Below are 22,724 nucleotides of genomic sequence, written 5' to 3' on the forward strand. Positions count from 1 at the left end.
CGCTGATCATATGATGACGGTGGGGCCCGTCGGCACGATCTGCTACATTCATGACAGCCGCAAGGAGACCGACATGCGCCGCATCCTGACCGCCCTGCCTCTGGCCGCCGTCATGGCCGCCTGTGCGACCCTGCCCGAGGCGGGTGCCGACGCCGGGATCGGCATGATCCCGGTCGCCGTGTCGGTCACCTATCGCGAACGCATCCTGCTGCCGCCGGGTCATCGCCTGACGGTTCGGCTCGAGGACGTCAGCCTGGCCGACGCGCCCGCACGGGTGCTCTCCGAGGCTGCAGAAGACCTCGACGGTCGCAGCCCGCCCTATGCCGTGAACCTGTCAGTACGAGAGGCCGACATCGACCCGCGCCACACCTATGCGGTGCGCGCCGAAATCCGCGATCCGGCGGGAGCCCTATGGTTCACGACCGACACGCGCCACGCCGTTTTGACGCAGGGCGCAGGGGCTCGGGCGGATATCGTCCTGGTCGGGGTTCGATGAGTTTCGGGTCGTGAGCCGTCTGGCCAAGCGGTCGGTGACCCTGTCCGGGCACGCCACCTCCGTCGCCTTGGAACCAGCCTTCTGGAGGGTATTAGACGACGTCGCAAAGGCGCTCGATCTCTCGCATGCGGGTCTGATGAAGCGCATCGACGAGACCCGGGGGCGGACCCCCCTGGCCTCGGCCTGTAGGCTGCTAGCCCTTGCCTGGGCCAGCGGTGACCGGTCGTTCCACTGACGCAAAACGACCGGCCGTCGTCGCTTAGTTGGACGGTGCCGGGTTCGGCTGGGGCACCGACGGCGGTTCGATATTCGGCAACTCCGGCATCTCCGGAGCCGCCGGCAGTTCCGGCAGGTTCACATCGACGTCGACATTGGTGTCCTTGGTCTCTCCGCCGAATCCACCGTTCGAGAAGACGATGAAGCCGATGACCAGGGCGGCCACGACCAGTCCGCCCACGATGAAGGCAAGCGCCCCGCCGCCACCGCTGCGACGCTCGGGTGTCGGGGCCGCATTGATGGTCGTGTGATGGACGACTTCGGGTCGTTCCTGCGGATCGATCGGGCGATTGGGATCAGTCATGGCTCAGTTCCCCGGTGTTGCGGGTGCCGAAACTTCCGGCAGGTTGACGTCGACATTGACGTCCTTGGTCTCGCCGCCCATGCCGCCGCCGCGTCCGAAGACGACCCAGGCGACGATCGCCACGACGACCAGGAGCCCCCCGACGATGAAGGCCAGACCGGCGTTGCCGCCGCTGCCACTCGTGTTCTCGGCCATGTGTAGTGTCCCTTCCCTATTGCAGATGCAGCCGAAACGACGGCCACGCTTGGCGGTTCCGGATGCGGATGACACACCGGCGCTGACATATGGCCCCGTGCCCCTTATGTTCTCCTGATGAGTCTGCCTGATCTTCCCGCACCGCGTATCTCCGACCTGGCCCGTTCGCGCGGACCGGGCGGCGTAGAAGCCCCTGCTGTCGACTATCTGCAGGGTCTGAACCCCGAACAGCGCGATGCCGTGCTGACCGTCGATGGGCCAGTTCTGGTTCTGGCAGGGGCCGGCACGGGCAAGACGCGGGTGCTGACGACGCGGCTGGCGCACATCCTTGCGACCGGCCGGGCGCGACCGTGGGAACTGCTGGTCGTCACCTTCACCAACAAGGCCGCGCGCGAGATGCGCGAGCGGATCACCCATCTGATCGGCCCGTCGTCCGAGGGCCTGCGCTGGCTGGGCACCTTTCACAGCGTCGCCGCCCAGATACTGAGACGGCATGCGGAGCTGGTCGGGCTGAAATCCAGCTTCACCATCCTGGACACCGACGATCAGGAGCGGGTCTGCAAACAGGTGCTGGAGGCCCAGAACCTCGACACCAAGCGCTGGACGCCCAAATCCCTGTCCGGCCTGATCGACCACTGGAAGAACCGCGGCTGGACGCCTGAGAAGCTGCCGCCGTCCGAAGACTTCGCCAACGGCAAGGGCCAGTCGCTATATGCCGCCTATCAGGCCCGGCTGGTCAGTCTGAACGCCTGCGACTTCGGCGACCTGTTGCTTCACAACCTGACGATCCTGTCCAAACATGCTGATATCGCTGAGGAATATCGCCGTCGGTTCCGCTACATCCTGGTCGACGAATATCAGGATACCAATGTCGCCCAATACCTCTGGCTGCGGCTGCTGACCTCCTCCACCGGCAACGTCTGCTGCGTCGGCGACGACGACCAGTCCATCTATGGCTGGCGCGGGGCCGAGGTGGACAACATCCTGCGGTTCGAGCGCGACTTTCCCGGAGCCAAGGTCGTAAGACTGGAGCGTAACTATCGCTCGACAAAGCATATTCTGGGCGCGGCCTCGGGCCTGATCGCGGGCAACCGCGATCGTCTGGGCAAGACCCTGTGGACCGAGGAAGAGGGCGGCGACAAGGTGCGCGTGCGCGGCGTCTGGGACGGCGAGGCCGAGGCCCGGCTGATCGCCGACGAGATCGAGACGGCGCGTCGTGCGGGCATCGCCTACAAGGACATGGCCGTGCTGGTCCGGGCCTCCTTCCAGATGCGGGCCTTCGAGGAGCGGTTCGTCCTGTTGGCTGTGCCCTATCAGGTGATCGGCGGACCGCGCTTCTTCGAACGAGCCGAGATCCGCGACGCCCATGCCTATCTGCGGCTGATCGTCAGCGAAGACGACGACCTGGCCTTCGAGCGGATCATCAATGTGCCCAAGCGCGGCATCGGCGACACCAGCGTGCAGAAGATCCTGCAGATCGCCCGCCTGTCCGGCGTCTCGGCCATGTCGGCCGTGCGCGACCTGATCGGATCGGACGAGCTTCAGGCGCGGACCCGCACCGCCCTGTCCAACTTCGTGCGCGACATCGATCGCTGGCGCGGTTTTGCCCAGACCCTGCCGCACTGGGAACTGACCGAGACCCTGCTGGAGGAGAGCGGCTATACCGACATGCAGAAGGCCGACCGCGCGACCGGCCAGACGCGGCTCGACAACCTGAAAGAGCTGACCCAGTCGATGCAGCAGTTCGAGACGCTGCAGGCCTATCTGGAGCATGTGTCGCTGGTCATGGACCTGGATCGCGGCGACGCGGATGCCGACGGGTCGGGCGCGGTCCAGATCATGACCCTGCACGGGGCCAAGGGGCTGGAGTTCCCGCTGGTCTTCCTGCCGGGCTGGGAAGAAGGCGTCTTCCCCAGCCAGCGCAGCATCGACGAAAAGGGCGAAAAGGGTCTGGAGGAGGAACGCCGCCTCGCCTACGTCGGCGTCACCCGCGCCAAGTCCGACGCCCGCATATCCTTCGCCGCCAACCGGCTGGTCTATGGCCGCTGGACCTCGCAACTGCCCAGCCGCTTCGTCGACGAACTGCCCATCGACCACGTCGAGGCCGAGAGCGACACCGGCTACTATGGCACCACGCCCGGCATGAAGGACGCCAAGTCCCGCTGGGACGAAATGCCCAGTTTCGGCAGCGGCTATTCCTCCCCCGGCTGGAAACGCGCCCAGTCCTTCACCGCCGCCCACACTCCGACCGCGCGCCCGGCCCGCCACACGGTCATCGAGGGCGAAGGCCGACTGGTCGCCACCGCAGACCCCAAGGCCGCCTCCGGCTGGACCCGCGGCCAGCGCGTCTTTCACCAGAAATTCGGCTACGGCTCCGTCCGCGCCATCGAAGGCAACAAACTGGTCGTGGCGTTTGAGAAGGCGGGGGAGAAGAAGGTGATCGATACGTTTGTGGAGAAAGCCTGATCAGGCGGACGCGCGAAGTCCCTGCAACAGGCTCGGGTTTTTCCTGAGGTATTTGACCGCTTGCCGCCGCAATCCCTCGATTTCCGGCTTCAGATAATGCGCTACCTCACCTTCGTCGCCGCGCAGCTCCCCAAAAACAGCCAACGCAAAGGCCCAGCTTCGCGGTGAGAGATAGCCCGAAGATCGGCTGCGCCAGCCCTGGCCGAATGCGTCGCCATGTTGCTCAAAGCTGAAGCAGGAGTTGGCACCGAAAAGGCCAAAGCCCACGAAGGCCACCGTCAGGTCGGTCATGAGCTCGTGGGTTTCGTCTTCAACAAGATCAGCTTCCGAGGCCAGCAGATAGTGCGCCAGTTCGTGGGCAAAGGTCGCTACCAGCCCGGTGGGGTCGTCCAAGAGCTCTGGTGCATAAGAGATAACGACATCGCCGCCCGCTTCGATTCGAAATGTACCGTTTGGTGTCTCATCGCCACCAAGGTGAACGAATTCGGAAACTTGCTGACCCGACCTTCGGCGTCCTTGAGGCTCGAGACTGCAGGGCCAGTCTGAAAGCCCCATGATACCCTTCACACACTCAAAGATATGTTCGGCCTTCGCATGACCGATAGCTTCTGTAGGCGGGAAATATTGCCTGGTCGGGAGCACAAGCGGCGTATCAGCGATCGCGACTGTGTCGCCATAGCGTTCAATCAGCATTGCCCACACGTCGAGATGCCACGCCTCAATGTCCGGATCCAGAAAACTGCGAGCGCCGAACAAGGCAGAAAGCATTAGTTGTCTCTCTGAAATCGGCGGTCGGACCCTCACCAACCGTTCGTTAAGGCCGTTCAACGACCCTGCATCGGTGCGCTTGTCCCGTCCAGATCACAGTTTGATCGAACCCGCCCCCGCCTGGTGGGAGTATCTGACGTGTGGGCTGATCATCGCCATGCTGACCGGGGCCCTTATCGGTCCCGTGTTTGCACCCCTGCAGGAAGAGACGCCGGTCCTCCGTCTGGTCTGGCTACCGGCGTATGCGGCTATTGCCGTGCTGGCGGTGGCGCGACTAGATCGGGTGTGGCGGGCCTGGCCGGCGGCGATCCTGGTCGGGGCCATTGTGGCACTCTGCTTCGCCTCCAAATACTGGTCGATCGACTATCACACGACCGACCGTCGGGTGATCGCCCTGGCCATCAGCGGGGTGTTCGCCCTGTATCTGGGGGCCGCGTTCCGGGGGCCGCATCTGCCGCGCCTGCTGATGTATACGACCCTGGTCATGGCGGCGGGCAGTCTGGTGATGATCTTCGCCTTCCCCGCCATCGGCGTGCACCAGTTGGAGAACGCCGGCCTGTGGCGCGGCCTCTGGTACGAGAAGAACCAGATGGGGGCGGTCATGGTCATCGGGGCCACAGCCTCGGCCGCCTGTCTGGCCTCGCCCGATCCGCGCAAGCTGCTGCCGCTCGCCGCCCTGATCCTGTCGTCCGCCCTGGTGCTGGCGACCCAGTCCAAGACGTCGCTGCTTTGCCTGGTCGTCGGGGTCGGTCTGGTCGGAGGCTTCTGGGCGATGCGCAGGGGTGGACCTGCGTTCGCCGTCTTTGCCGCCTGGATGGCCGTCGTCCTGAGCGGCCTGGGCCTGTGGATCTGGGACACCCACTCCGTCGAGGTGCTGGAGGCACTGGGCAAGGACCCGTCGCTGACCGGCCGTACCGACATCTGGGCCAGTCTGATGCGCCGCGTCGCCGAGCGGCCGATGACGGGTTATGGCTATGGGGCCTTCTGGGGCCGCATCGGCGAATCGCCCCCGGCCGACTGGGTGCGTCAGGAGACCGGCTGGCTGGTGCCCTCGGCGCACAACGGCTGGATCGACCTGCTGGTCCAGCTCGGCTGGCCCGGTGCCATCCTTGTCGGTTTCAGCCTGGCCCTGACGACCGTAATCCTGATCTTCCGCTCGGGGGCTTCGGGCATGCGCGAGGGCTGGTGGGGCCTGGGCTTCATGGCGGCCTTTGTCGTGCTGAGCCTGTCCGAGAGCATCCTGCTGACCCACCAGAACCTGCCCTGGGTGCTGTTCATGGCGGTGATGACGCGCGCGATGCTGCCGTCGTCCACAGCTGCGACCGTGCCGCTTGCCGTAAAGCGTCGCCGGGCCTACCAGACCCGTCCCCGAATCGCCGCACAGTATGCAGATGGGCCAGTCCAGCAACCTTCCTTCCCTGTTTGACGACATCCCCGAGCCGAAAGGCCCGGCGACGCCCCCTGCCCCGCAGCCAGAACCCGCCCTGTCGCCCCAGGCCGCCGCGCCGCGTCCGGAACCGGTGCCTGCCGCTGCACCCAGGCCGGAACCCTCGGCCCCGCCCGTGCCCGGCAGCTATTCCGCCAGCTCTATCGAAGTGCTCGAGGGGCTGGAGCCGGTCCGCAAACGCCCCGGTATGTATATCGGCGGCACCGACGAACGCGCCCTGCACCACCTGTTCGCCGAAGTCCTGGACAATGCCATGGACGAGGCCGTGGCCCGCCATGCCAAGCTCATAACCGTCGATCTGGACGCCGACGGTGTGCTGTCCGTTCGCGACGACGGGCGCGGCATCCCGGTCGACCCGCACCCGAAACACCCCGGCAAGTCGGCGCTGGAAGTCGTGATGACCGTGCTGCACTCGGGCGGCAAATTCTCGGGCAAGGCCTATGAGACCTCCGGCGGCCTGCACGGCGTCGGCGTTTCGGTCGTCAATGCCCTGAGCGACCGGCTGGACGTCACCGTCTGGCGCGACGGCTTCGAGTGGAAGCAGTCGTTCAGCCGCGGCCTGCCACAAGGGCCGATCCAGCAGATCGGGCCGTCCAAGAAGCGCGGCACCCTGATCCGTTTCCACCCGGACGAAGAAATCTTCGGCGTCGGCGCGGCCTTCAAGCCTGCGCGCCTGTTCCGCATGACCCGGTCCAAGGCTTATCTGTTCCGAGGCGTCGAGATCAAATGGACCTGCGCGCCGGAACGGATCACCGACGCCACGCCCACCGAGGCCACCCTTCACTTCCCCGGCGGCCTGGCCGACGCCCTGGCCGAACGGATCGGCGAGCTGGAAACCGTCACGCCTGCCTTTGCCGGCCGGGTCGAGCGCAAGGGCGAGACCGGGGCCATCGAATGGGCCGTGACCTGGTCCCCCATCGGGTTCGGAGAGGCCGACGGCTTCGTCCAGTCCTATTGCAACACGGTCTCGACGCCCGACGGCGGCACGCATGAGGCGGGTTTCCGCGCGGCCCTGGTCAAGGGGCTGAAGGCCTACGGCGAACTGACCAATGAAAAGCGCGCGGTCCAGATCACGGCCGAGGACGTGATCGCCAATGCCGGGGCGCTGATCAGTGTCTTCATCCGTAATCCCGAGTTCCAGGGCCAGACCAAGGACCGGCTATCCTCGCCCGAGGGTCAGCGGCTGGTCGAGCAATTGCTGCGCGACCCCCTGGACCATTGGCTGACCGAAAGCCCGAAGCAGGCCAATGTGCTGCTGGGTTTCGTCATCGACCGGGCCGAGGACCGTCTGCGTCGCCGCAAGGACAAGGAGGTCCAGCGCGCTCAGGCCACCCGCAAGCTGCGCCTGCCCGGCAAGCTGTCGGACTGCTCGCGGCAATCCGCCAACGGCACTGAACTGTTCATCGTCGAAGGCGATTCGGCCGGCGGCTCGGCCAAACAGGCGCGGGACCGGACCACCCAGGCCATTCTGCCGCTGCGCGGCAAGATCCTGAACGTCGCCTCGGCCACGGCGGACAAGCTGCGGGCCAATATCGAGCTTTCGGACCTGGCTCTGGCGCTGGGCGTGCAGCCCGGCAACCGCTTCAACATCGACGACCTGCGCTATGAGCGGATCGTGATCATGACGGACGCCGACGTGGACGGCGCACACATCGCGGCCCTGCTAATCACCTTCTTCTATCGCTCCATGCCCGAGGCGATCCGCCAGGGCCGGGTCTATATGGCCCTGCCGCCACTGTACCGCATTCAGGCAGGCCCCCTGTCGGAATACGCCCGCGACGACGCCCACCGCGACGAACTTCTCGCCACTGTCTTCAAGGGCAAGAAGACCGAGATCGGACGGTTCAAGGGCCTGGGCGAGATGATGGCTTCCCAGCTCAAGGAAACCACCATGGATCCGAAGAAGCGCACCCTGGCCCGCGTAACCCTGCCCGCATCGGAAGACGAGATAGAGGATCTGGTCGAGCGGCTGATGGGCAAAAAGGCTGACGCCCGCTACCAGTTCATCCAGGAAAACGCCCGGTTCGCGGTGGCCGATCTGGACGTGTGACACTAGGCTGCGGGCGACAGTAGGAGTTTAACCATGCGTTTCGCCGGTCTGGTCACGACCTTTGTGCTCGCCATCTCGACCGCCGGCCCCTCTCTCGCGCAGAAGCAGCGGGCGCCCGACCCTGTCCCGATCACCGAATGGTCTCGCGACAAGATCGTCGCCATGGGGCAGGAGATCCACCGACAGGATGTCGCCGCCTGGGTCGCTACCGACGCCCTCATGGAAAAGTTTCGCGGCACGCCGCCTCAAGGCCTCGCCGGCTGGATTGTGATTCCGGATGGCCGCGACCAGAAGGTCCGGTTTCTGAAAGCCGAAGGCAACGTCGTCACCGCGGGTTGGGACGTCGTCGTACGCAATGGCCGGGCCGGTGACGTTGTCGATGCGACCGGCGGCGTACTGTCCGATCAGGAGCAGGCGCGCTTCCGGGCCCGAATGACGGCAGCATCCAATATCGGACGCCTGCGGTGCTCGGCCAATATGAACGCGGTCGTTGCCGATGATCCCGACAGCGACGGCTGGCTGGTCTGGCTGCTGACCTCGACAACCGATGCCAACATCGTGCCGATGGGGGGCCACTATCGCTTTCTGATCAGCGCCGACGGCACCACGGTGCAACAACGTGACATGCTGAGCAACTCCTGCCTGCCCATGTCGCGCACCGTGCCCCAGGGCGGGCAGATCGCAGCGCTGAACGTCAGCCAGATCGTGTCGGACGGCCCTGTGGAAACGCACGTCTTCCTGTCGCTGCAGCAACGTCTGCCGATCTACGTCATCGCCGACGACAAACTGTTCGAGGTCAACGGTGCCCGCATCCGCGACGTTCGCCGCTAGTCAGCGGCGGAGCAGTCCGAGGGCGCGCCATAACGCGTGGTGACGCCAGACACGCTGTCGCCCTGAAGACGCAGGGTCAGCAGACGATCATACTCGCATTCCGACATGTTCGGCGTCGCCTGGCCTAGCGCACGAGCAATTAGCGGTACAGTGTTGCTGTGTCCGACGACCAGCACAGTTGTGTCTGGCGATTGTTCACGAATAAGCCGAACAACTTCATCGACGTGCTGTCGAAGGCTTCGGCCCTGGATCGGTACGACCGCAACCGTGGGCCTTCGCCCATCTTCGGTTTGCTCAGTGAGACCTGCAGCCGTCATACCGGTACGTCGTAGAGGCGTCCGGATGATCATTCTTGGCCGCTGATCTGAGAGCCGTTCCGCCAGAGCCCGCGCTCTCGCCTCCCCCGCCTCTGAAAGGACCGGATCGGTGCTCTGATCCGCTTTTTCGGCATGTCGAACCAGAATGACTGTCTGGGCCAAGGCAGGTGTGCCCAAGATCAGCGACAAGGCGACGGCAACCGGTGGGATAATGCGGGTCATGCCTTCACCGTCTCACGAACCGAACTGCCCCGGAAGGCATTCGCGCCACTGACTTCCGCATAGACGTCGCTAAGATCCTCAAACACGCGGGTCCAGGCGAAGCGTTCGACCATGCGGGCCCGCGCAGCCACGCCTATGGCCTCGATATCTCGCGCGAACAGGGCCTCGACGGCGGCAGCATATTCGATCGGATCGGCGCTGGCGGCCAGCTGGCCGACCTCGTGGTCCACCGTTTCGGCGACGCCACCGGAATTGACGCCCACGACGGGCCGCCCGCAGGCCATGGCTTCGAGCACGATCAGGCCGAAGGGCTCCTTGTCATTGGCATGCACAAACGCGTCGCAACTGGCGATGATCCTGGCTACAGCCTTGGGATTGGCCTCGTAGGGAAGCGAGATCACCCGCTCCTCGGCCGGCATCCCCGCGCCCGCGCCAACCAGCACCAGATGATAGGGCTCGCCCAGACGCTGCACCGCCTGGATCAGCACGTCGATATTCTTCTCTCGCGCCGGACGACCGGCGAAACACAGCAACCGCGCCGAGGCGGGCAGACCCAACTTCTTCAGCAACCAGTCGCGGTCGCGCCGGTCCGGACGGAAGGTATCGATCTCGACCCCCAGAGGCCGGATCACGATATTGCCGACGCCTGCCTCTTCCAGCCGACGCGCGATGTAGCGGCTGGGCGACACCACCTTGTCAAATTGGCCGAACAGCCGGGCCCAGCGTTTCTCCACCGGCTTCTTGGCCCATTCGCCGAAATGCAGTGCGGCCAGGCCGGCGGGGTCGGAGTGGCAGAAGCCGATGACAGGGCAACCCGCCCTCTGACCAGCCTCCAGCGCCCCCTGCCCCGGCGTATAGGGGTCGCCCGCCTCGATCACCGTGGGATGCAGCGCGGCCACCCAGGCCCCCCAACGCCGTACCGACGTGGGCCAGCGATAGCCGTCTCCGAACGGAAGCTTGGTCGCGTGAAGCTGCACCACGCCATCCTCGCCCGCCCTGTGATGCGCGCCCGGCACGACCAGCGAATGGGCCACGCCCGGCCGATGCCTCTCCAGCCAGGCCTTCTTGGACTGCAGATACCGCTTCACGCCGCCGGACTTCGGAGCATAAAGCATGGTCGTATCGACCAGACGTGGTCTCTCGTCCTCGGCCGCCGCTTTCAGGGCCGCCAGGGTGTTCGAAACCTCCTCGTCCCAGCCGGGGATCAGACGCAGTTCGCCCTCTTCCACCTCCAGCCCGGCCAGGCTCATCAGCTCGGCTTCCTGCGGGCTGACGGTGCCCGTGCGGCGCACGCGCTTCTGGATGCGGCGGGCCTTGCGAACCCGGGACATGTGAGACTTCACCATATCCGGGCCGTAGCGCCGCTGGATGGCAATCTCAAGCGTCATCCGCTGACGGAGGTTTCAAGGTCACAGCCCGGGCATGAAACGCAGCCTGACCCACCAGCCACGCTTGCCACACGGCCATTCCGTCCGCCTTCGGCCTTGCATTCGCCTCAAATTCGAGAAACTTGAGGCATGCTGGCGTGGTCCCTGATAGAGGATCGTCGGCGTCTCGGCGTGTCTCGTCCACGGGGTTTTCTTCGAATGCGTATTCTACTTGCGACCGCCGTTGCGATCGCTCCCCTGATGGCCGCAAGCGGCGCGTTGGCCGAGGTCGTGATCACCACGAGCCGCACCACGCCGATTACGACTGGCAATGCGACCGGTACGGGACCGGACAACGTACGGATCGGCCAAGGGGGCGTGATTTCCCTGACTTCGGGGACAGCTGTAACCGTTGATTCGAACAACACCTTCACCATGAATGGCAACGGCACGATCAGCATGGCCAATGCCGCCAATGGTGCGACCGCAGTCCTGGTGAATCCAGGCGTGACCACGACCCTGCAACTCGACAACACAATCTCGGTCACGGACTCGATCGAGACCTATCCTGACTCCGACAATGACGGTGACATCGACGGACCATGGGCGACAGGATCGGGTCGATACGGCGTACGCCTCGCCGGCGGGACCCCCGTCACCGGAAACATCACCATCGCCCCCAGCACCGGCAGCATCCTTGTCGAGGGCAACGAGTCCTACGCCGTGTCCATCGAGTCGGGACTGATCGGTAATGTGCAGAGCCAGGGCAGCATCCGTGTGTTCGGCGACAACTCGATCGCTTTCAGAACCACGGGTGACGTCACCGGCAATGTCGCTCTGCTCGGTCAGGTCCAGGCACGCGGCCAGGGTTCGTCGGCAGTGTCGATCGGAGCGGACATCAGTGGCCGACTGACGCTCCAGGGCAGCCTCAGCGCCACAGGTTATCGCTACACGGCACGCGGAACAGACGAGTTCATGGCGAAGCTGGAGGCCGAAGATAAGCTTCAGGGTGGCCCAACCGTGATTGTGGCCGGCAATGTCGCGGGGGGCGTGGTGGTCGATGGTCCGCCTACGGCCAGTACAACCAATCCTGACGTTGATGGCGACGGCATCCTCGATGCCAACGAGGGCACCGCGCAGATCGACAGTTACGGGTCGTCGGCAGCCATCCAGGTGGGATCCGCCACCGAGTCCATCACCCTTGGCGCCATAGGCACCGGTGACGACGCCTACGGCTTCATCAACCGCGGCACTTTAAGCGGTCAAGGCGTCTATGATCAGATCGACGCCAATGCGGTGGTGTTCGGCGGTAACGCCGGACAGACCGTCAATCTGATCGGCGGCATGCGTAACCAAGGAACGATATCGGCCCTCGCGACCAAGGCTGACGCAACGGCCGTTCGCTTCGGGACAGGCACGATCGCACCAGCCATCCTCAACTCCGGAGCGATCGCAGCGGGTATCTCCAGCGACATTGCGGCGACGGCCGTAGCCATCCAGATTGATCAGGGTGCCAATGTTCAAAGCCTGACGAACAACGGGTCGATCCTGGCCAGCACGGGGGGCGGCGTAGCAGACGTCATCGCCATTAACGACGCGAGCGGCACACTCACGTCGATCATCAACCAGCGCTCTATCCAGGCCAACATCAGCCCCAATGATGCGGGCGATCCCATCACCGGGACCAGCACCGCTATTGACGTAAGCGCCAATACGTCCGGTGTGACGTTGATCCAGCGCGGCGTCGCCGCGACGCCCACCGAAGTCAATCCCGACACGGATGGCGACGGCGTGCCGGACGACAACGAGCCGGCGATCCTCGGCGATGTTCTGCTGGGTTCGGGCAGCGACACGGTCAGCATCGAGAACGGATTTGTCATCGGCCGGCTGTCGTTCGGAGCCGGCGCCGACACGCTCGGCATCTCTGGCGGTGGCGAGGTTCGCGCCACCATCGCTGACGCCGATGGAGCATTGAGCATCAATATCACCGACGGCACCCTGGACGCGCGAAATACGACCGGTTTCGATCTGACGACGCTTAACGTCGGCGAGGACGGCAGGCTGCTTGTGAGTCTGGATCCGTCAGCAGGCACGGCAGGGACGTTGAATGTCGCAGGCAACGCCAACCTGGCCACGGGCGCGGAACTGGGCGTTCGCTTCAACTCGCTCCTGGCGGCCCCCACACGCTTCAACCTGATCGATGCGGGTACGCTGACGCTGGGCACAGTCGATCTCTCGACCATCGGCGAAAACTCGCCCTACCTGTATGTCGTCGAAGCGGGCACGGACCAGCCGAACGGCATCGTCTTTGCCGATGTCCGTCAACGCACGACGACCGAGGCGGGCATGATCGGCTCGGAAGCCGGCCTGTACGATGCCTTCTACAGCGCCCTGGGTCGCGACGAAGACATCCGCAACGCCTTCCTGGCCCAGGTCGGACGCGACAACTTCTTCAACCTGTACGAACAACTACTGCCGGAAAGCTCGGGCGGCCCCTTGCTGTCGCTGGCTTCGGGCGTCGACGCCGTCACTCGCGCCCTGACCGGTCGTAACGCCTCGGCCGCGCCGGGCGAAACCAGCGCCTGGGTGCAGGAGATCAACTTCTACGCCGACAAGGATCGCACCGATACCTACGGCTTCCGCTCGGAGGGCTTCGGCGTCGCCGGTGGCGTGGAGCGTGGCACCGGCCTGGGGGCTGTCGGCCTGTCGGTCGCCTTCACCTCGTCCGATCTGGAGGACCCGGAGTCCGAAGCCGAGGAAGTCCTGTCGGCCAATCTGCTGGAACTTGGCCTCTACTGGCGGGCCCAAGGGCAGTACTGGACGACCTGGGCCAGGGCCGCTGCAGGCTATGCCTCGTTCGAATCCGAGCGCCGTCTTGTCGGCGGTGGGCTGAACCTGCGCAATGAGGCGGACTGGAACGGTGTCACCCTGGCTGCGGCCGGTGGGGCCTCCTACGAACGCAACTTCGGCCGTTTCAGCGTCCGTCCTGAAATCTATGCCGAATATTTCTCGCTCAGCGAGGACGGCTATACCGAGACCGGGGGCGGCGACGGCTTCGATCTGGATATCGACGATCGCGAGGGACACCTGTTTTCGGCGACCGCGGCCATCAACATCGGCATGGGCATGGGCGAAAACAGCTGGCTGAGGCCGGAGGTTCGTCTGGGCTGGCGTCAGAATATTTCGGTCGATCCGGGCGACACCGTCGGCCGCTTCACGTCCGGTGGGCCGGACTTCCGGCTGGATCCCGCGACCGTCGAAGGCGGCGGGCCGCTGCTGGGCTTCCGCCTGAACGTCGGCAACGAGCTGGGCATGCTGTCCATCAGCGCCGACGCCGAACTGATCGAGGACTATGTCCGATACATGCTGTTCCTCCGGGCCAGCTTCCGCTTCTAGGACTGACAAAGGCCCGCCCGCTTCCGCCGGCGGGCCTTTTATCCGGAGCGATCACTCAGGCTGCGAAACGTCCGCCCTTGGTCGCATAGGCCTGGGTGCCACGCGTGATGACCTCATCGGTTGGCATAACGGCGTCGATGGCGATCGTCTCGGCACCCTGCAGGCGATCGTAGATCGGACCGAAGTCCTGAAGCGTCACCGCTTTCAAGGCATCGATACTGTCGATGACGAAATAGACCTGCTGAAAGTCGTCGATGCGGTAGAGCGTCTTCATCACGCGCTCCAGATCGAACGCGATGCGATTGGGCGACGGGTCCTCGACCGCGAACACGCTCTCCGTGGCCGAGGACACGATCCCGGCCCCATAGATTCGCAGGCCGTCCTCTTCCCGCATCAGTCCGAACTCGACCGTATACCAGTACAGGCGCGCCAGATTGGGTAGCATGCCCAGCGACGCCGCCCGCTGCCCACCCTTGCCATAGGCTTCCATATAGTCGGCGAAATCCGGGTCAGTCAGCATGGGCACATGGCCGAAGACGTCGTGAAAGATGTCCGGCTCCTGGAGATAATCCAGTTGGTCCGGCTTGCGGATGAACTGACCCGACGGGAACCGGCGGTTGGCCAGGTGATCGAAGAACACGTCGTCGGGTACCAGGCCGGGCACGCAGACGACAGTCCAGCCGGTAAGCGCCTGAAGCTTGGGATTCATCACGGAAAAATCCGGAATGCCGCCGGTGTTCAGATCGAGCGCCTCCAGCCCCTTCATGAAGACATCGGCCGCTCGACCCGGCAGGATCTTCATCTGGCGGGCATAAAGCGTGTCCCAGGTCTGGTGCTCGACCGACGTATAGGACGACCAGTCTTGGGGGATGGTCCAGTCCGCAGCCGCGCCGTCAGGTGGCGTTTCGAACACATGGGCAAAATCGGACATCAACGCGCTCCTCGCACCGTGGCCCTTGAGGGCTCTATGGAGGCAATCTAGGCTTCAAGCCAATCCACGCCAATGCCCGTCAGTGAAGGGCGTGATCGACCGGCGTGAAGCGCCCTTCGGCATGCACGGTAAAAAGCCTGCGTGCATCGTCAGGGTGCAGAACGGCCTGATTGGGATCGGCGACCAGCTCATCTTCCCGTGTGTAGGCCGTGAAGCCCCCATCGGGGCCGACAGCCAGAATGTGATAGAAGGGCTGCATCGCTTCTGACGAGCGGTCGTCGAAAGATGGATCGATGTCGATCACTACGCCGCGAAAGCTGGCATCGCGTCGCTGAACGACATCGCCGAGACGAAATCTGGCTATGGTCAGGCATTCCATAAGACAGCTTTGCCATGGGGCGTGTGAGCGCCGACCGGCTGTCCTGTTCATTTTCATGACAGGATCGCTTGGCGCGGAGCAATCGGCGGGCCTAGAGTGATCGGGACGGGTGCCGCGATGGACCACCCACCTTGAAAGATTCGGCCATGCCGGAGACCGACAACGCGCCCGTGCGCGGTCAGCGGTCCCAGCCCGGTCGCCCCAGCGGAGCGCGCGCCGGCAGCGGCGAGCGTCACGGCGCGAGGGCATCGGGCCGTGAGGCGCCCCTTTACGCGGCGCTGGACCTTGGGACCAACAACTGTCGGCTGCTGATCGCGCGGCCGACGCGGGAAGGCTTTCGCGTCGTCGACAGCTTCAGCCGGATCGTGCGGCTGGGCGAAGGGCTGGGGCGCACCGGTCGGCTGGCCGACACCGCCATGGACCGCGCCTATGAGGCCTTGAGCCTTTGCGCCGAACGCGTGGCCAGGAAGGACATCGACCCCTCGCGCCTTATGGCGATCGCCACTCAGGCCTGCCGCCAGGCCGAGAATGGTGCGGCCTTCCTCGAGCGCGTGCGGATCGGCACGGGGTTGAAGCTCCGCATCATCGATCCGATCGAGGAAGCCCGCCTGGCGGTGCAGGGATGCCTGAACCTGTTCGACACGACCGCACAGGCCGTGCTGGTCGTCGATGTCGGCGGGGGTTCGACAGAGTTGAGCTGGCTAAAGAAGACCGGATCGGGCTTCGAGCTTTTGGGCTGGATGTCGGCACCGGTGGGGGTCGTCACCCTGGCCGAGCGACATCCGGAACCCGTCGGGGGGACATCTCAGACTCTGGACGCGTGGTACGAAGCCATGGTGGCTGACATGGGCCGCGCGATCGCCTCCGCTCCGGTCGATCTGGCGTTGCGGGACCTCTTTGTCGCCGGTCGGGCCCATATGGTGGGAACGTCGGGCGCGATCACCAGCCTGGCGGGCATTCATCTCGGCCTCAGACGCTATCAGCGCAATCTGGTCGATGGGCTCTGGATGACGCGCAGCGATTGCGAGCGGGCGGCGCAGACGCTCAAGAACCTGGGTCCGGGCGGACGAGCGTCCGAGGCCTGCATCGGGCCTGACCGAGCCGATCTGGTCCTGGCCGGGGCCGCGATCATGGAGGCGATCCAGCGGGCCTGGCCCTCGGAGCGCGTCCGCGTCGCCGACCGGGGCCTGCGCGAAGGTCTGCTATTACAGCGCATGCGTGAGGATCACCGCCCGGCGCGCCGGCGCCGGCGTCGCCGCCGCAGCACCGATCAGGCGGCCGGACCCGCGACCTGAACCGGCAAGCTGATGTCACAGACCGAAAAGTCCGCGCCGCGCGCGGCTCGAGTCTCTGCGACCAGGGCCTGAAAGCGCGGTGACGCGGTATCCAGCACTTGAACCGACGGCCGCTCGGCTTCCGGCAGGTCGGAGGCGACACGGACGCGGGTCATGCGGTCGGGTTCTGTACCCACCATGCCGTTATCGCCCTCGCCGACCTTGAGGGTGCGGACGACGTCCAGCCCCGCCACCGTCATGCCCCAGACGGAATAGCGTTTGTCCAGCGCGGGATAGGACTGGCGCATCAGGAAGAACTGGCTGTTGGCCGTGTCATTGCCCTCGTCGCGCGCCATGCCCGCCACGCCCGGACAGTACAGGCCCCATCCGTGCACCTTGCCGTCGCCAGTCAGGGCAAAGGCGGCGTCGGGCTGGGTCTGGATCGGCAGCGACTGGAGAAAACCCACCTGAGCCCCTGAAGGCGCGGCCACCGGCACAAAGGGCTGGCTCGGGTCGCGGCGGAAGGTGAACTCGCCCTTCAGGTCGGGATAGGGGCTCTGACCCTCACCGTTGCCCAGAGGATCACCGGTCTGGGCCATGAACCAGTCGATGACCCGGTGCCAGGCCAGATTGTCGTAAAAGCCATTGCGCGACAGCAGTCGTATCCGCTCAACATGCAGGGGCGCGACCTGAGGCATCAGTTCGACCATCACCCGACCCTTGGTCGTGTCGATGACCAGCAGGTTCTCGGCCGGGATCGCGCGCCACTCCGGGGCGGGCACAGTCGTCTCCGGCGTCGGTGCCGGAGGGGGTGGCGGAGGACCCCCGACATCCTGGGACACAGCGGAACTGGCGATGGCCAGCGCTGTGACAACGATAAGTCCTGAAAGATAACGCATGCTTTCCCCCGCCCCCTGCAAGCCTCAGCCGCCGACCAGTTGAGCCGGTGGCAGGGCGTCGCAGATCGTAAACCGCGTGCCCCGCGCCGTCCGACGTTCGGTGACCAGCGCGGCATAGGCCGGATGGGCGACATCCATGACCTGCACCGAAGGGCGCTCGGCCTCGGGCATGGCGGCTGCCGTTCGCACGCGGGTCATGACGTCGGGATCGGTCACGCGACCATTGGCGGCCTCCGGCCCGACCTTCAGCGCCGCCACGACCTCCTGACCGACCAGCACACGACCGAATGGTGTGTAGGTCCCATTCAGATTGGCGCTTTCGGCAAGGGTCAGGAAAAACTGGCTGTTGGCGCTGTTCGGGTCGGTGTTGCGTGCCATGCCGGCGATGCCTGTGCAGAACAGGCCAATGGCATCAGTCCGCCCGTCGGCATTGAACATCATCTGGGCGTCAGGCTGGGTTTGCAGGGGCACAAACCCCATGATGCCGCGCGTCCCCGCCCCGCTTTCCGGCACGGTCACGAAGCCGGCGTCACGCCCGCGCCGAAACTGGAACTCGCCCGGCACGTCCGGCAGGTCGCTGCTACCTGCGCCATTGCCCAGCGGATCGCCGGTCTGGGCCATGAAGCCGGCCATGACCCGATGCCACGTCAGACCGTCATAGAAGCCACGATCAGCCAGGGTCCGGATACGCTCGACCGATTGAGGGGCCAGCCGCGGGTCCAGCCCCACGAGGATGCGGCCCTTGTTGGTGTCGACGACTAGCAGGTTCTCTGGCGCTACAGTCCAGGTCGCATCGGCGGGGATAGGTGTCGCGGCAACTGTCGGCGCAGGAGCCGCCGCGCTCTGCGCTCCTACCGGACCGCCGAACAGGGTAGCGCAGCACAGAGCGGACGCCATCAGAAGATTGAACTGCATCGAGGTTTTCATACGCTAGTCTTCACCTTGGCCCGCACCGCCTCGGCGACCGTGGGGCTCACGAAACTGTCGATCGCACCATCGAGTCGGGCGATTTCCTTGACCAGGCGCGAGGCGATGGCCTGGTGCCGGGGATCGGCCATCAGAAAGACGGTCTCGATGTCGGCATTGAGGCGCTGGTTCATCGCCGTCATCTGAAACTCGTATTCGAAATCGGCCACGGCGCGCAGCCCCCGTACGATAATATTGGCGTCCAGTTCCTCGGCGAAATGCATCAGCAGGCTGGAAAAGGGCCTGACCTCGATCTTGTCGCCGAACCGGGCGACTTCGCGCCGGACCATTTCCACCCGCTCGGCCGTAGAGAACAAGGGGCCCTTGTCGTCGTTCTGGGCGACGCCGATCACCAGACGATCGACCAGCTTCACGGCCCGGCCGATGATGTCCATATGGCCGTTGGTGACGGGATCGAATGTGCCCGGATACAAGCCGATCTGCATGGTGTCCCCCTGCCTTTCCCGAGGTTTAGCAGGTGCCACAGGCCCGGCCTAGATCGTCTGGATCGGCTGTGAAAGCCATGTTTCGGTCAGTCGGTCGATCAAGGCTGAATCGGGCTCGAACGTCCGGTCGCCGACGGCGACAATCGACGCGGCGGGCGTCGCGCTGTTGCAAAGAAAGGCGGCCGTGAAGTGGGACAGGTCCGCCACTGTAACGGGCCGGGTCGTCTGGGCGACGCCTCGGACAAGCAGGCCCTCCGACAACAAAGCCTGTGTCACTCCGGCCAGCATGGGGGCCTCGGGCCAGACGATGGTGTCGCCTGACAGGAAGCCGATGTTCCAGAGCGAACCCTCCGAAATACGCCCGTCGCGGCCCACGAAAAGCGCGTCGTCGAAGCCCGCCGCCCTGGCGGCCCGGCGCGCCCGCAGCAGACCGAAGGTGGCGACATGTTTCAGGTGCGGAGCCTCGCGCTCATAGGTCTGAAGCTGAAGCCGGACTGCGCCTGCGAGAGCTGACGGCGGATCGAAAACCCCGACCATCACGCGCGGCGCGCCTTCTGCCGTTGGGTCGCGGTTGGACAGGGCATCGGAGAACAGGCTGACCCGCAGCCAGGCGTCCTGGCGCGGGCCCAAGGCGGAGCGCATCAGGGCACGCAGTCGCCCGCCCTCCACCGCCTGACCGAACAGCTCGACGGCCGCGTTCTCCAGACGCTCCAGATGCAGGTCGAGGCCGCGCACACCCCCGTTCTCGACGCGGAAGGAGGTATAGGCCCCATAGTTCACGAGGGCCTGGTGCGCGAGGTCGGCCTCGGTGGCGGGGGAACCGTCGATGAACAGATTGGGCATGGCTATCCCTCCCGCCGGAAGCCGGATCAGCCCTCACCACCCTCGCCGCCATCGCCTTCGACCTCGTCTCCGCCGCTGTCGGGGAGGCGTTCGACCGAGACGACCTTCTCGCCGTCGCTGGTCTTGAAGATCGTCACGCCCTGGCTGGCGCGGCCCACGACGCGGACCTGATCCACGCGGGTGCGGATCATCTGGCCACCCGAAGTGACCAGCAGCAGGTCGTCGCTTTCCTCGACAGGGAAGGCCGCAGCCAGACGCGTCCCCGCGCGTCCGCCCAGCCCGTGGGCCGTCAGCCCCTTCCCGCCCCGTCCGGTACGGCGATACTCATAGGCCGACGAGCGTTTGCCGAAGCCCGTGTCGGTGACCGTCAGGATGAACTGTTCGGCGGCCCCCAGTTCGGCGATCCGCTCGACCGACAGGACGGCGTCGGCCGACACCTCCTCGCCTTCCTCTTCCGACGCGACGGTTGTCGGCTCGTCCTCACCCTCACCGGTCGCGGCGCGACGCATGGCGTTGGCATGACGGACATACGCTGCCCGTTCCTCGGGCGTCGCATCCACACGGCCCAGAATGGCCATGGAAATGACCTCGTCGCTGTCGGCCAGACGCACACCGCGCACACCGGTCGAATCGCGGCCCTTGAACACCCGCACGTCGTCGGCCTTGAAGCGGATGGCCTGACCGAGCGCCGTGGTCAGCAGCACATCGTCGTCGGCCGTGCACAGGGCGACGCCGACCATGTGGTCGCCCTCCTCCAGCTTCATGGCGATCTTGCCGGCGCGGTTGACCGTGGCGAAGTCGCTGAGCTTGTTACGGCGCACGTCGCCTGAAGCCGTGGCGAACATGATGTCGTAGTTGTCCCATTCACGCTCGTCCTCGGGCAGCGGCAGGACGTTCATGATGCTGTCGCCCGGCTCGATCGGCAGCAGGTTGACGAAGGCCTTGCCGCGCGAGGTCGGATTGCCCAGCGGCAGACGCCAGGTCTTCAGCTTGTACGCCTTGCCATTGGTGGCGAAGAACAGCACCGGCGTGTGGGTCGAGGCGGAGAAGACGCCCGTGATGGCGTCCTCATCCTTCATCGTCATGCCGGACTTGCCCTTGCCGCCGCGATGTTGGGTCCGATAGGCGTTCAGCGCCACACGCTTGACATAGCCGCCGTGGGTCACGGTCACGACCATGTCCTCGCGCGGGATCAGGTCCTCGTCTTCCAGCTCGAAATCGCCGTCGCCGATCATCGTGCGGCGCGGCACGGCGAACTCGGACTTCACCGCCAGCAGGTCTTCGCGGATAATGGCCAGGACATTGGCCCGGTCCGACAGGATGGTCAGGTGGCCCTGAATGGTGTCGGCCAGCCCCCTCGCCTCGCCGAAGATGTCATCGCGGCCCAGACCAGTCAGGCGGCTGAGCGTCAGGCCCAGGATGGCGCGCGCCTGCTCGTCCGTGAGATTCAGCTTGTCGCCTTCAATCAGCATAGAGCGCGGATCGGCGATCAGCTCGATCAGGGCGATCATGTCGCCGACGGGCCATGACTTGGCCTGCAGCCGCTCGCGCGCCTCGGCCGGATCGGCCGAGGAACGGATGATGTGGATCACCTCGTCGATGTTGGCGACGGCGACGGCCAGACCGACCAACACATGGCCGCGATCGCGCGCCTTGGCCAGTTCGAACTTGACGCGGCGGATGACCACCTCTTCCCGGAAGTCCAGGAAAACGTCCAGAAGCTTGCGCAGGCCCATCTGCTCGGGCCGCCCGTGGTTCAGCGCCAGCATGTTGACGCCGAATGAGCTCTGCATGGCGGTGAAGCGCCACAGCTGATTCAGGACGACGTCGCCTGAGGCGTCGCGCTTCAGCTCGATCACCATCCGCATGCCGTCGCGGTCCGATTCGTCGCGGACGTCGCTGATGCCCTCGATCCGCTTTTCACGAACCATTTCGACGATGCGCTCGATCAGGGTCTGTTTGTTGACCTGGAACGGCAGTTCGGTGACCACGATGGCCTCGCGGTCCTTGCGGATGGTCTCGATCGTGGCCTTGCCGCGCACGATGACCGAGCCACGCCCCTCTCGCAGGGCATTGCGGGGCGCGGTGCGGCCCATGATTTCGCCGCCGGTGGGGAAGTCGGGGCCCGGTACGATGTCCAGCAGCGCCTCGTCGCCCAGGTTCGGGTCGTCCAGCAGGGCGACACAGGCGTCGATCACCTCGCCCAGATTGTGCGGCGGGATATTGGTCGCCATGCCGACGGCGATGCCGCCCGCGCCGTTGACCAGCAGGTTCGGAATCCGCGCCGGCAGGACGACGGGCTCCAGCTCCTTTTCGTCGTAGTTGGGCTGAAAATCGACGGTGTCCTTGTCGATGTCGGTCAGCAGGGCCGCCGCCGCCGGGGCCATCCGGGCCTCGGTGTAGCGCATGGAGGCCGGCATATCGCCGTCGACCGAGCCGAAATTGCCCTGGCCATCGACCAGCATCAGCCCCATCGAGAACGGCTGGGCCATGCGGACCAGGGCCATATAGACCGAGGCGTCGCCGTGCGGGTGGAAGCGACCCAGCACGTCACCGACCACACGCGCGCATTTCGAATAGGCGCGGTCCGGCGACATCTTCAGATCGTGCATCGAATACAGGATGCGGCGATGCACGGGCTTCAGCCCGTCGCGCGCGTCCGGCAGGGCCCGGGACACGATCACGCTCATGGCATAGTCGAGGTAGGAGCGCCTCAGCTCGTCCTCAATCGTGATGGTCGAAATGTCACTGCCGCCCGATGGGGGTGCGGCATTGGTATAGCTGTCGTCGGTCAAGGAAATCGGGCTTTGAATGGCCGGAATCGGAACGTGATCCGCTACCGCATTTTCTA

20 protein-coding genes are annotated in these 22,724 nt (G+C 65.3%); 8 read left to right on the forward strand and 12 right to left on the reverse strand.

Features of this window, described 5'->3' with window-relative positions:
* The first annotated feature begins 10 nt into the window (after nucleotides 1-10).
* On the forward strand, nucleotides 11-496 hold the full coding sequence (locus tag JHC81_RS00845; protein WP_292169517.1) for a YbaY family lipoprotein: 486 nt from the start codon (nucleotides 11-13) through the stop codon (nucleotides 494-496).
* 10 nt (nucleotides 497-506) lie between these two features.
* Entirely contained in the window at nucleotides 507-731 is a 225-nt protein-coding gene (locus tag JHC81_RS00850; protein ID WP_292169519.1) for a ribbon-helix-helix domain-containing protein, read from the forward strand.
* A 24-nt stretch (nucleotides 732-755) separates the two neighbouring features.
* Here the strand turns inward: JHC81_RS00850 and JHC81_RS00855 are convergent, their stop codons facing one another.
* Nucleotides 756-1,076 (reverse strand): hypothetical protein, encoded by a 321-nt coding sequence (locus tag JHC81_RS00855; RefSeq protein WP_292169520.1) that lies wholly within the window; start codon nucleotides 1,074-1,076, stop codon nucleotides 756-758.
* A 3-nt stretch (nucleotides 1,077-1,079) separates the two neighbouring features.
* Nucleotides 1,080-1,271 carry a hypothetical protein gene (locus tag JHC81_RS00860; RefSeq protein WP_292169521.1) on the reverse strand — a complete coding sequence of 64 codons (192 nt, stop codon included), beginning with the start codon at nucleotides 1,269-1,271 and terminating at the stop codon, nucleotides 1,080-1,082.
* A gap of 117 nt (nucleotides 1,272-1,388) precedes the next feature.
* Here JHC81_RS00860 and JHC81_RS00865 point away from each other — a divergent pair, with 117 nt between their 5' ends.
* A complete protein-coding gene (locus JHC81_RS00865) occupies nucleotides 1,389-3,737 on the forward strand; it encodes a UvrD-helicase domain-containing protein (protein WP_292169523.1) in 2,349 nt (782 codons plus the stop codon).
* Here JHC81_RS00865 and JHC81_RS00870 read toward each other — a convergent pair whose 3' ends face one another.
* Nucleotides 3,738-4,505: a hypothetical protein gene (locus tag JHC81_RS00870; protein ID WP_292169525.1), complete on the reverse strand. Its 768-nt coding sequence runs from the start codon at nucleotides 4,503-4,505 to the stop codon at nucleotides 3,738-3,740. It lies immediately after the preceding gene.
* 100 nt (nucleotides 4,506-4,605) lie between these two features.
* Between JHC81_RS00870 and JHC81_RS00875 the strand changes: the two genes are divergently transcribed.
* Genes JHC81_RS00875 through JHC81_RS00885 form a run of 3 tightly spaced genes read left to right on the forward strand, consistent with a single transcriptional unit; the run spans nucleotide 4,606 to nucleotide 8,833 of the window.
* On the forward strand, nucleotides 4,606-5,931 hold the full coding sequence (locus JHC81_RS00875) for an O-antigen ligase (RefSeq protein WP_292169527.1): 1,326 nt from the start codon (nucleotides 4,606-4,608) through the stop codon (nucleotides 5,929-5,931).
* On the forward strand, nucleotides 5,897-8,002 hold the full coding sequence (gene parE, locus JHC81_RS00880) for a DNA topoisomerase IV subunit B (RefSeq protein WP_292169528.1): 2,106 nt from the start codon (nucleotides 5,897-5,899) through the stop codon (nucleotides 8,000-8,002). The genes JHC81_RS00875 and parE overlap by 35 nt, the downstream gene beginning before the upstream one ends.
* 33 nt (nucleotides 8,003-8,035) lie before the next feature.
* On the forward strand, nucleotides 8,036-8,833 hold the full coding sequence (locus JHC81_RS00885) for a hypothetical protein (protein WP_292169530.1): 798 nt from the start codon (nucleotides 8,036-8,038) through the stop codon (nucleotides 8,831-8,833).
* Here the strand turns inward: JHC81_RS00885 and JHC81_RS00890 are convergent.
* Entirely contained in the window at nucleotides 8,830-9,372 is a 543-nt protein-coding gene (locus JHC81_RS00890) for a phosphoglycerate mutase family protein (protein ID WP_292169531.1), read from the reverse strand. The two genes, JHC81_RS00885 and JHC81_RS00890, sit on opposite strands and share 4 nt — an antisense overlap.
* On the reverse strand, nucleotides 9,369-10,703 hold the full coding sequence (locus tag JHC81_RS00895; protein ID WP_292169532.1) for a glycosyltransferase: 1,335 nt from the start codon (nucleotides 10,701-10,703) through the stop codon (nucleotides 9,369-9,371). The genes JHC81_RS00890 and JHC81_RS00895 overlap by 4 nt, the downstream gene beginning before the upstream one ends.
* Nucleotides 10,704-10,958: 255 nt before the next feature.
* Between JHC81_RS00895 and JHC81_RS00900 the strand changes: the two genes are divergently transcribed.
* Nucleotides 10,959-14,135, forward strand: coding sequence for an autotransporter outer membrane beta-barrel domain-containing protein (locus tag JHC81_RS00900; protein WP_292169534.1), 3,177 nt, complete (start codon nucleotides 10,959-10,961; stop codon nucleotides 14,133-14,135).
* Between the two features lie 55 nt (nucleotides 14,136-14,190).
* On the opposite strand, the gene phhA is transcribed toward JHC81_RS00900, so the two are convergent.
* Nucleotides 14,191-15,066 carry a phenylalanine 4-monooxygenase gene (phhA, locus tag JHC81_RS00905; protein ID WP_292169536.1) on the reverse strand — a complete coding sequence of 292 codons (876 nt, stop codon included), beginning with the start codon at nucleotides 15,064-15,066 and terminating at the stop codon, nucleotides 14,191-14,193.
* 79 nt (nucleotides 15,067-15,145) lie between these two features.
* Nucleotides 15,146-15,445 (reverse strand): heat shock protein HspQ, encoded by a 300-nt coding sequence (gene hspQ / locus JHC81_RS00910; RefSeq protein WP_292169538.1) that lies wholly within the window; start codon nucleotides 15,443-15,445, stop codon nucleotides 15,146-15,148.
* A gap of 146 nt (nucleotides 15,446-15,591) precedes the next feature.
* Between hspQ and JHC81_RS00915 the strand changes: the two genes are divergently transcribed.
* Nucleotides 15,592-16,740 (forward strand): Ppx/GppA phosphatase family protein, encoded by a 1,149-nt coding sequence (locus JHC81_RS00915; RefSeq protein WP_292169540.1) that lies wholly within the window; start codon nucleotides 15,592-15,594, stop codon nucleotides 16,738-16,740.
* Here JHC81_RS00915 and JHC81_RS00920 read toward each other — a convergent pair.
* The 5 genes from JHC81_RS00920 to gyrA are packed head-to-tail and all read right to left on the reverse strand — an operon-like array spanning nucleotide 16,716 to nucleotide 22,668.
* Complete coding sequence (locus tag JHC81_RS00920; RefSeq protein WP_292169542.1) at nucleotides 16,716-17,618, reverse strand: peptidylprolyl isomerase; 903 nt, start codon at nucleotides 17,616-17,618, stop codon at nucleotides 16,716-16,718. The two genes, JHC81_RS00915 and JHC81_RS00920, sit on opposite strands and share 25 nt — an antisense overlap.
* A gap of 24 nt (nucleotides 17,619-17,642) precedes the next feature.
* Nucleotides 17,643-18,545, reverse strand: a complete 903-nt coding sequence (locus tag JHC81_RS00925) for a peptidylprolyl isomerase (RefSeq protein ID WP_292169544.1) — start codon at nucleotides 18,543-18,545, stop codon at nucleotides 17,643-17,645.
* Nucleotides 18,542-19,030, reverse strand: coding sequence for a pantetheine-phosphate adenylyltransferase (gene coaD, locus JHC81_RS00930; RefSeq protein ID WP_292169545.1), 489 nt, complete (start codon nucleotides 19,028-19,030; stop codon nucleotides 18,542-18,544). The genes JHC81_RS00925 and coaD overlap by 4 nt, the downstream gene beginning before the upstream one ends.
* Nucleotides 19,031-19,078: 48 nt before the next feature.
* Nucleotides 19,079-19,873 carry an aminotransferase class IV gene (locus JHC81_RS00935; RefSeq protein WP_292169548.1) on the reverse strand — a complete coding sequence of 265 codons (795 nt, stop codon included), beginning with the start codon at nucleotides 19,871-19,873 and terminating at the stop codon, nucleotides 19,079-19,081.
* 26 nt (nucleotides 19,874-19,899) lie between these two features.
* Nucleotides 19,900-22,668 (reverse strand): DNA gyrase subunit A, encoded by a 2,769-nt coding sequence (gene gyrA, locus JHC81_RS00940; protein ID WP_292169550.1) that lies wholly within the window; start codon nucleotides 22,666-22,668, stop codon nucleotides 19,900-19,902.
* Nucleotides 22,669-22,724 lie beyond the last annotated feature (56 nt).

The organism is Brevundimonas sp. (genome assembly GCF_016463295.1).
In the GTDB taxonomy this organism is placed as follows: domain Bacteria; phylum Pseudomonadota; class Alphaproteobacteria; order Caulobacterales; family Caulobacteraceae; genus Brevundimonas.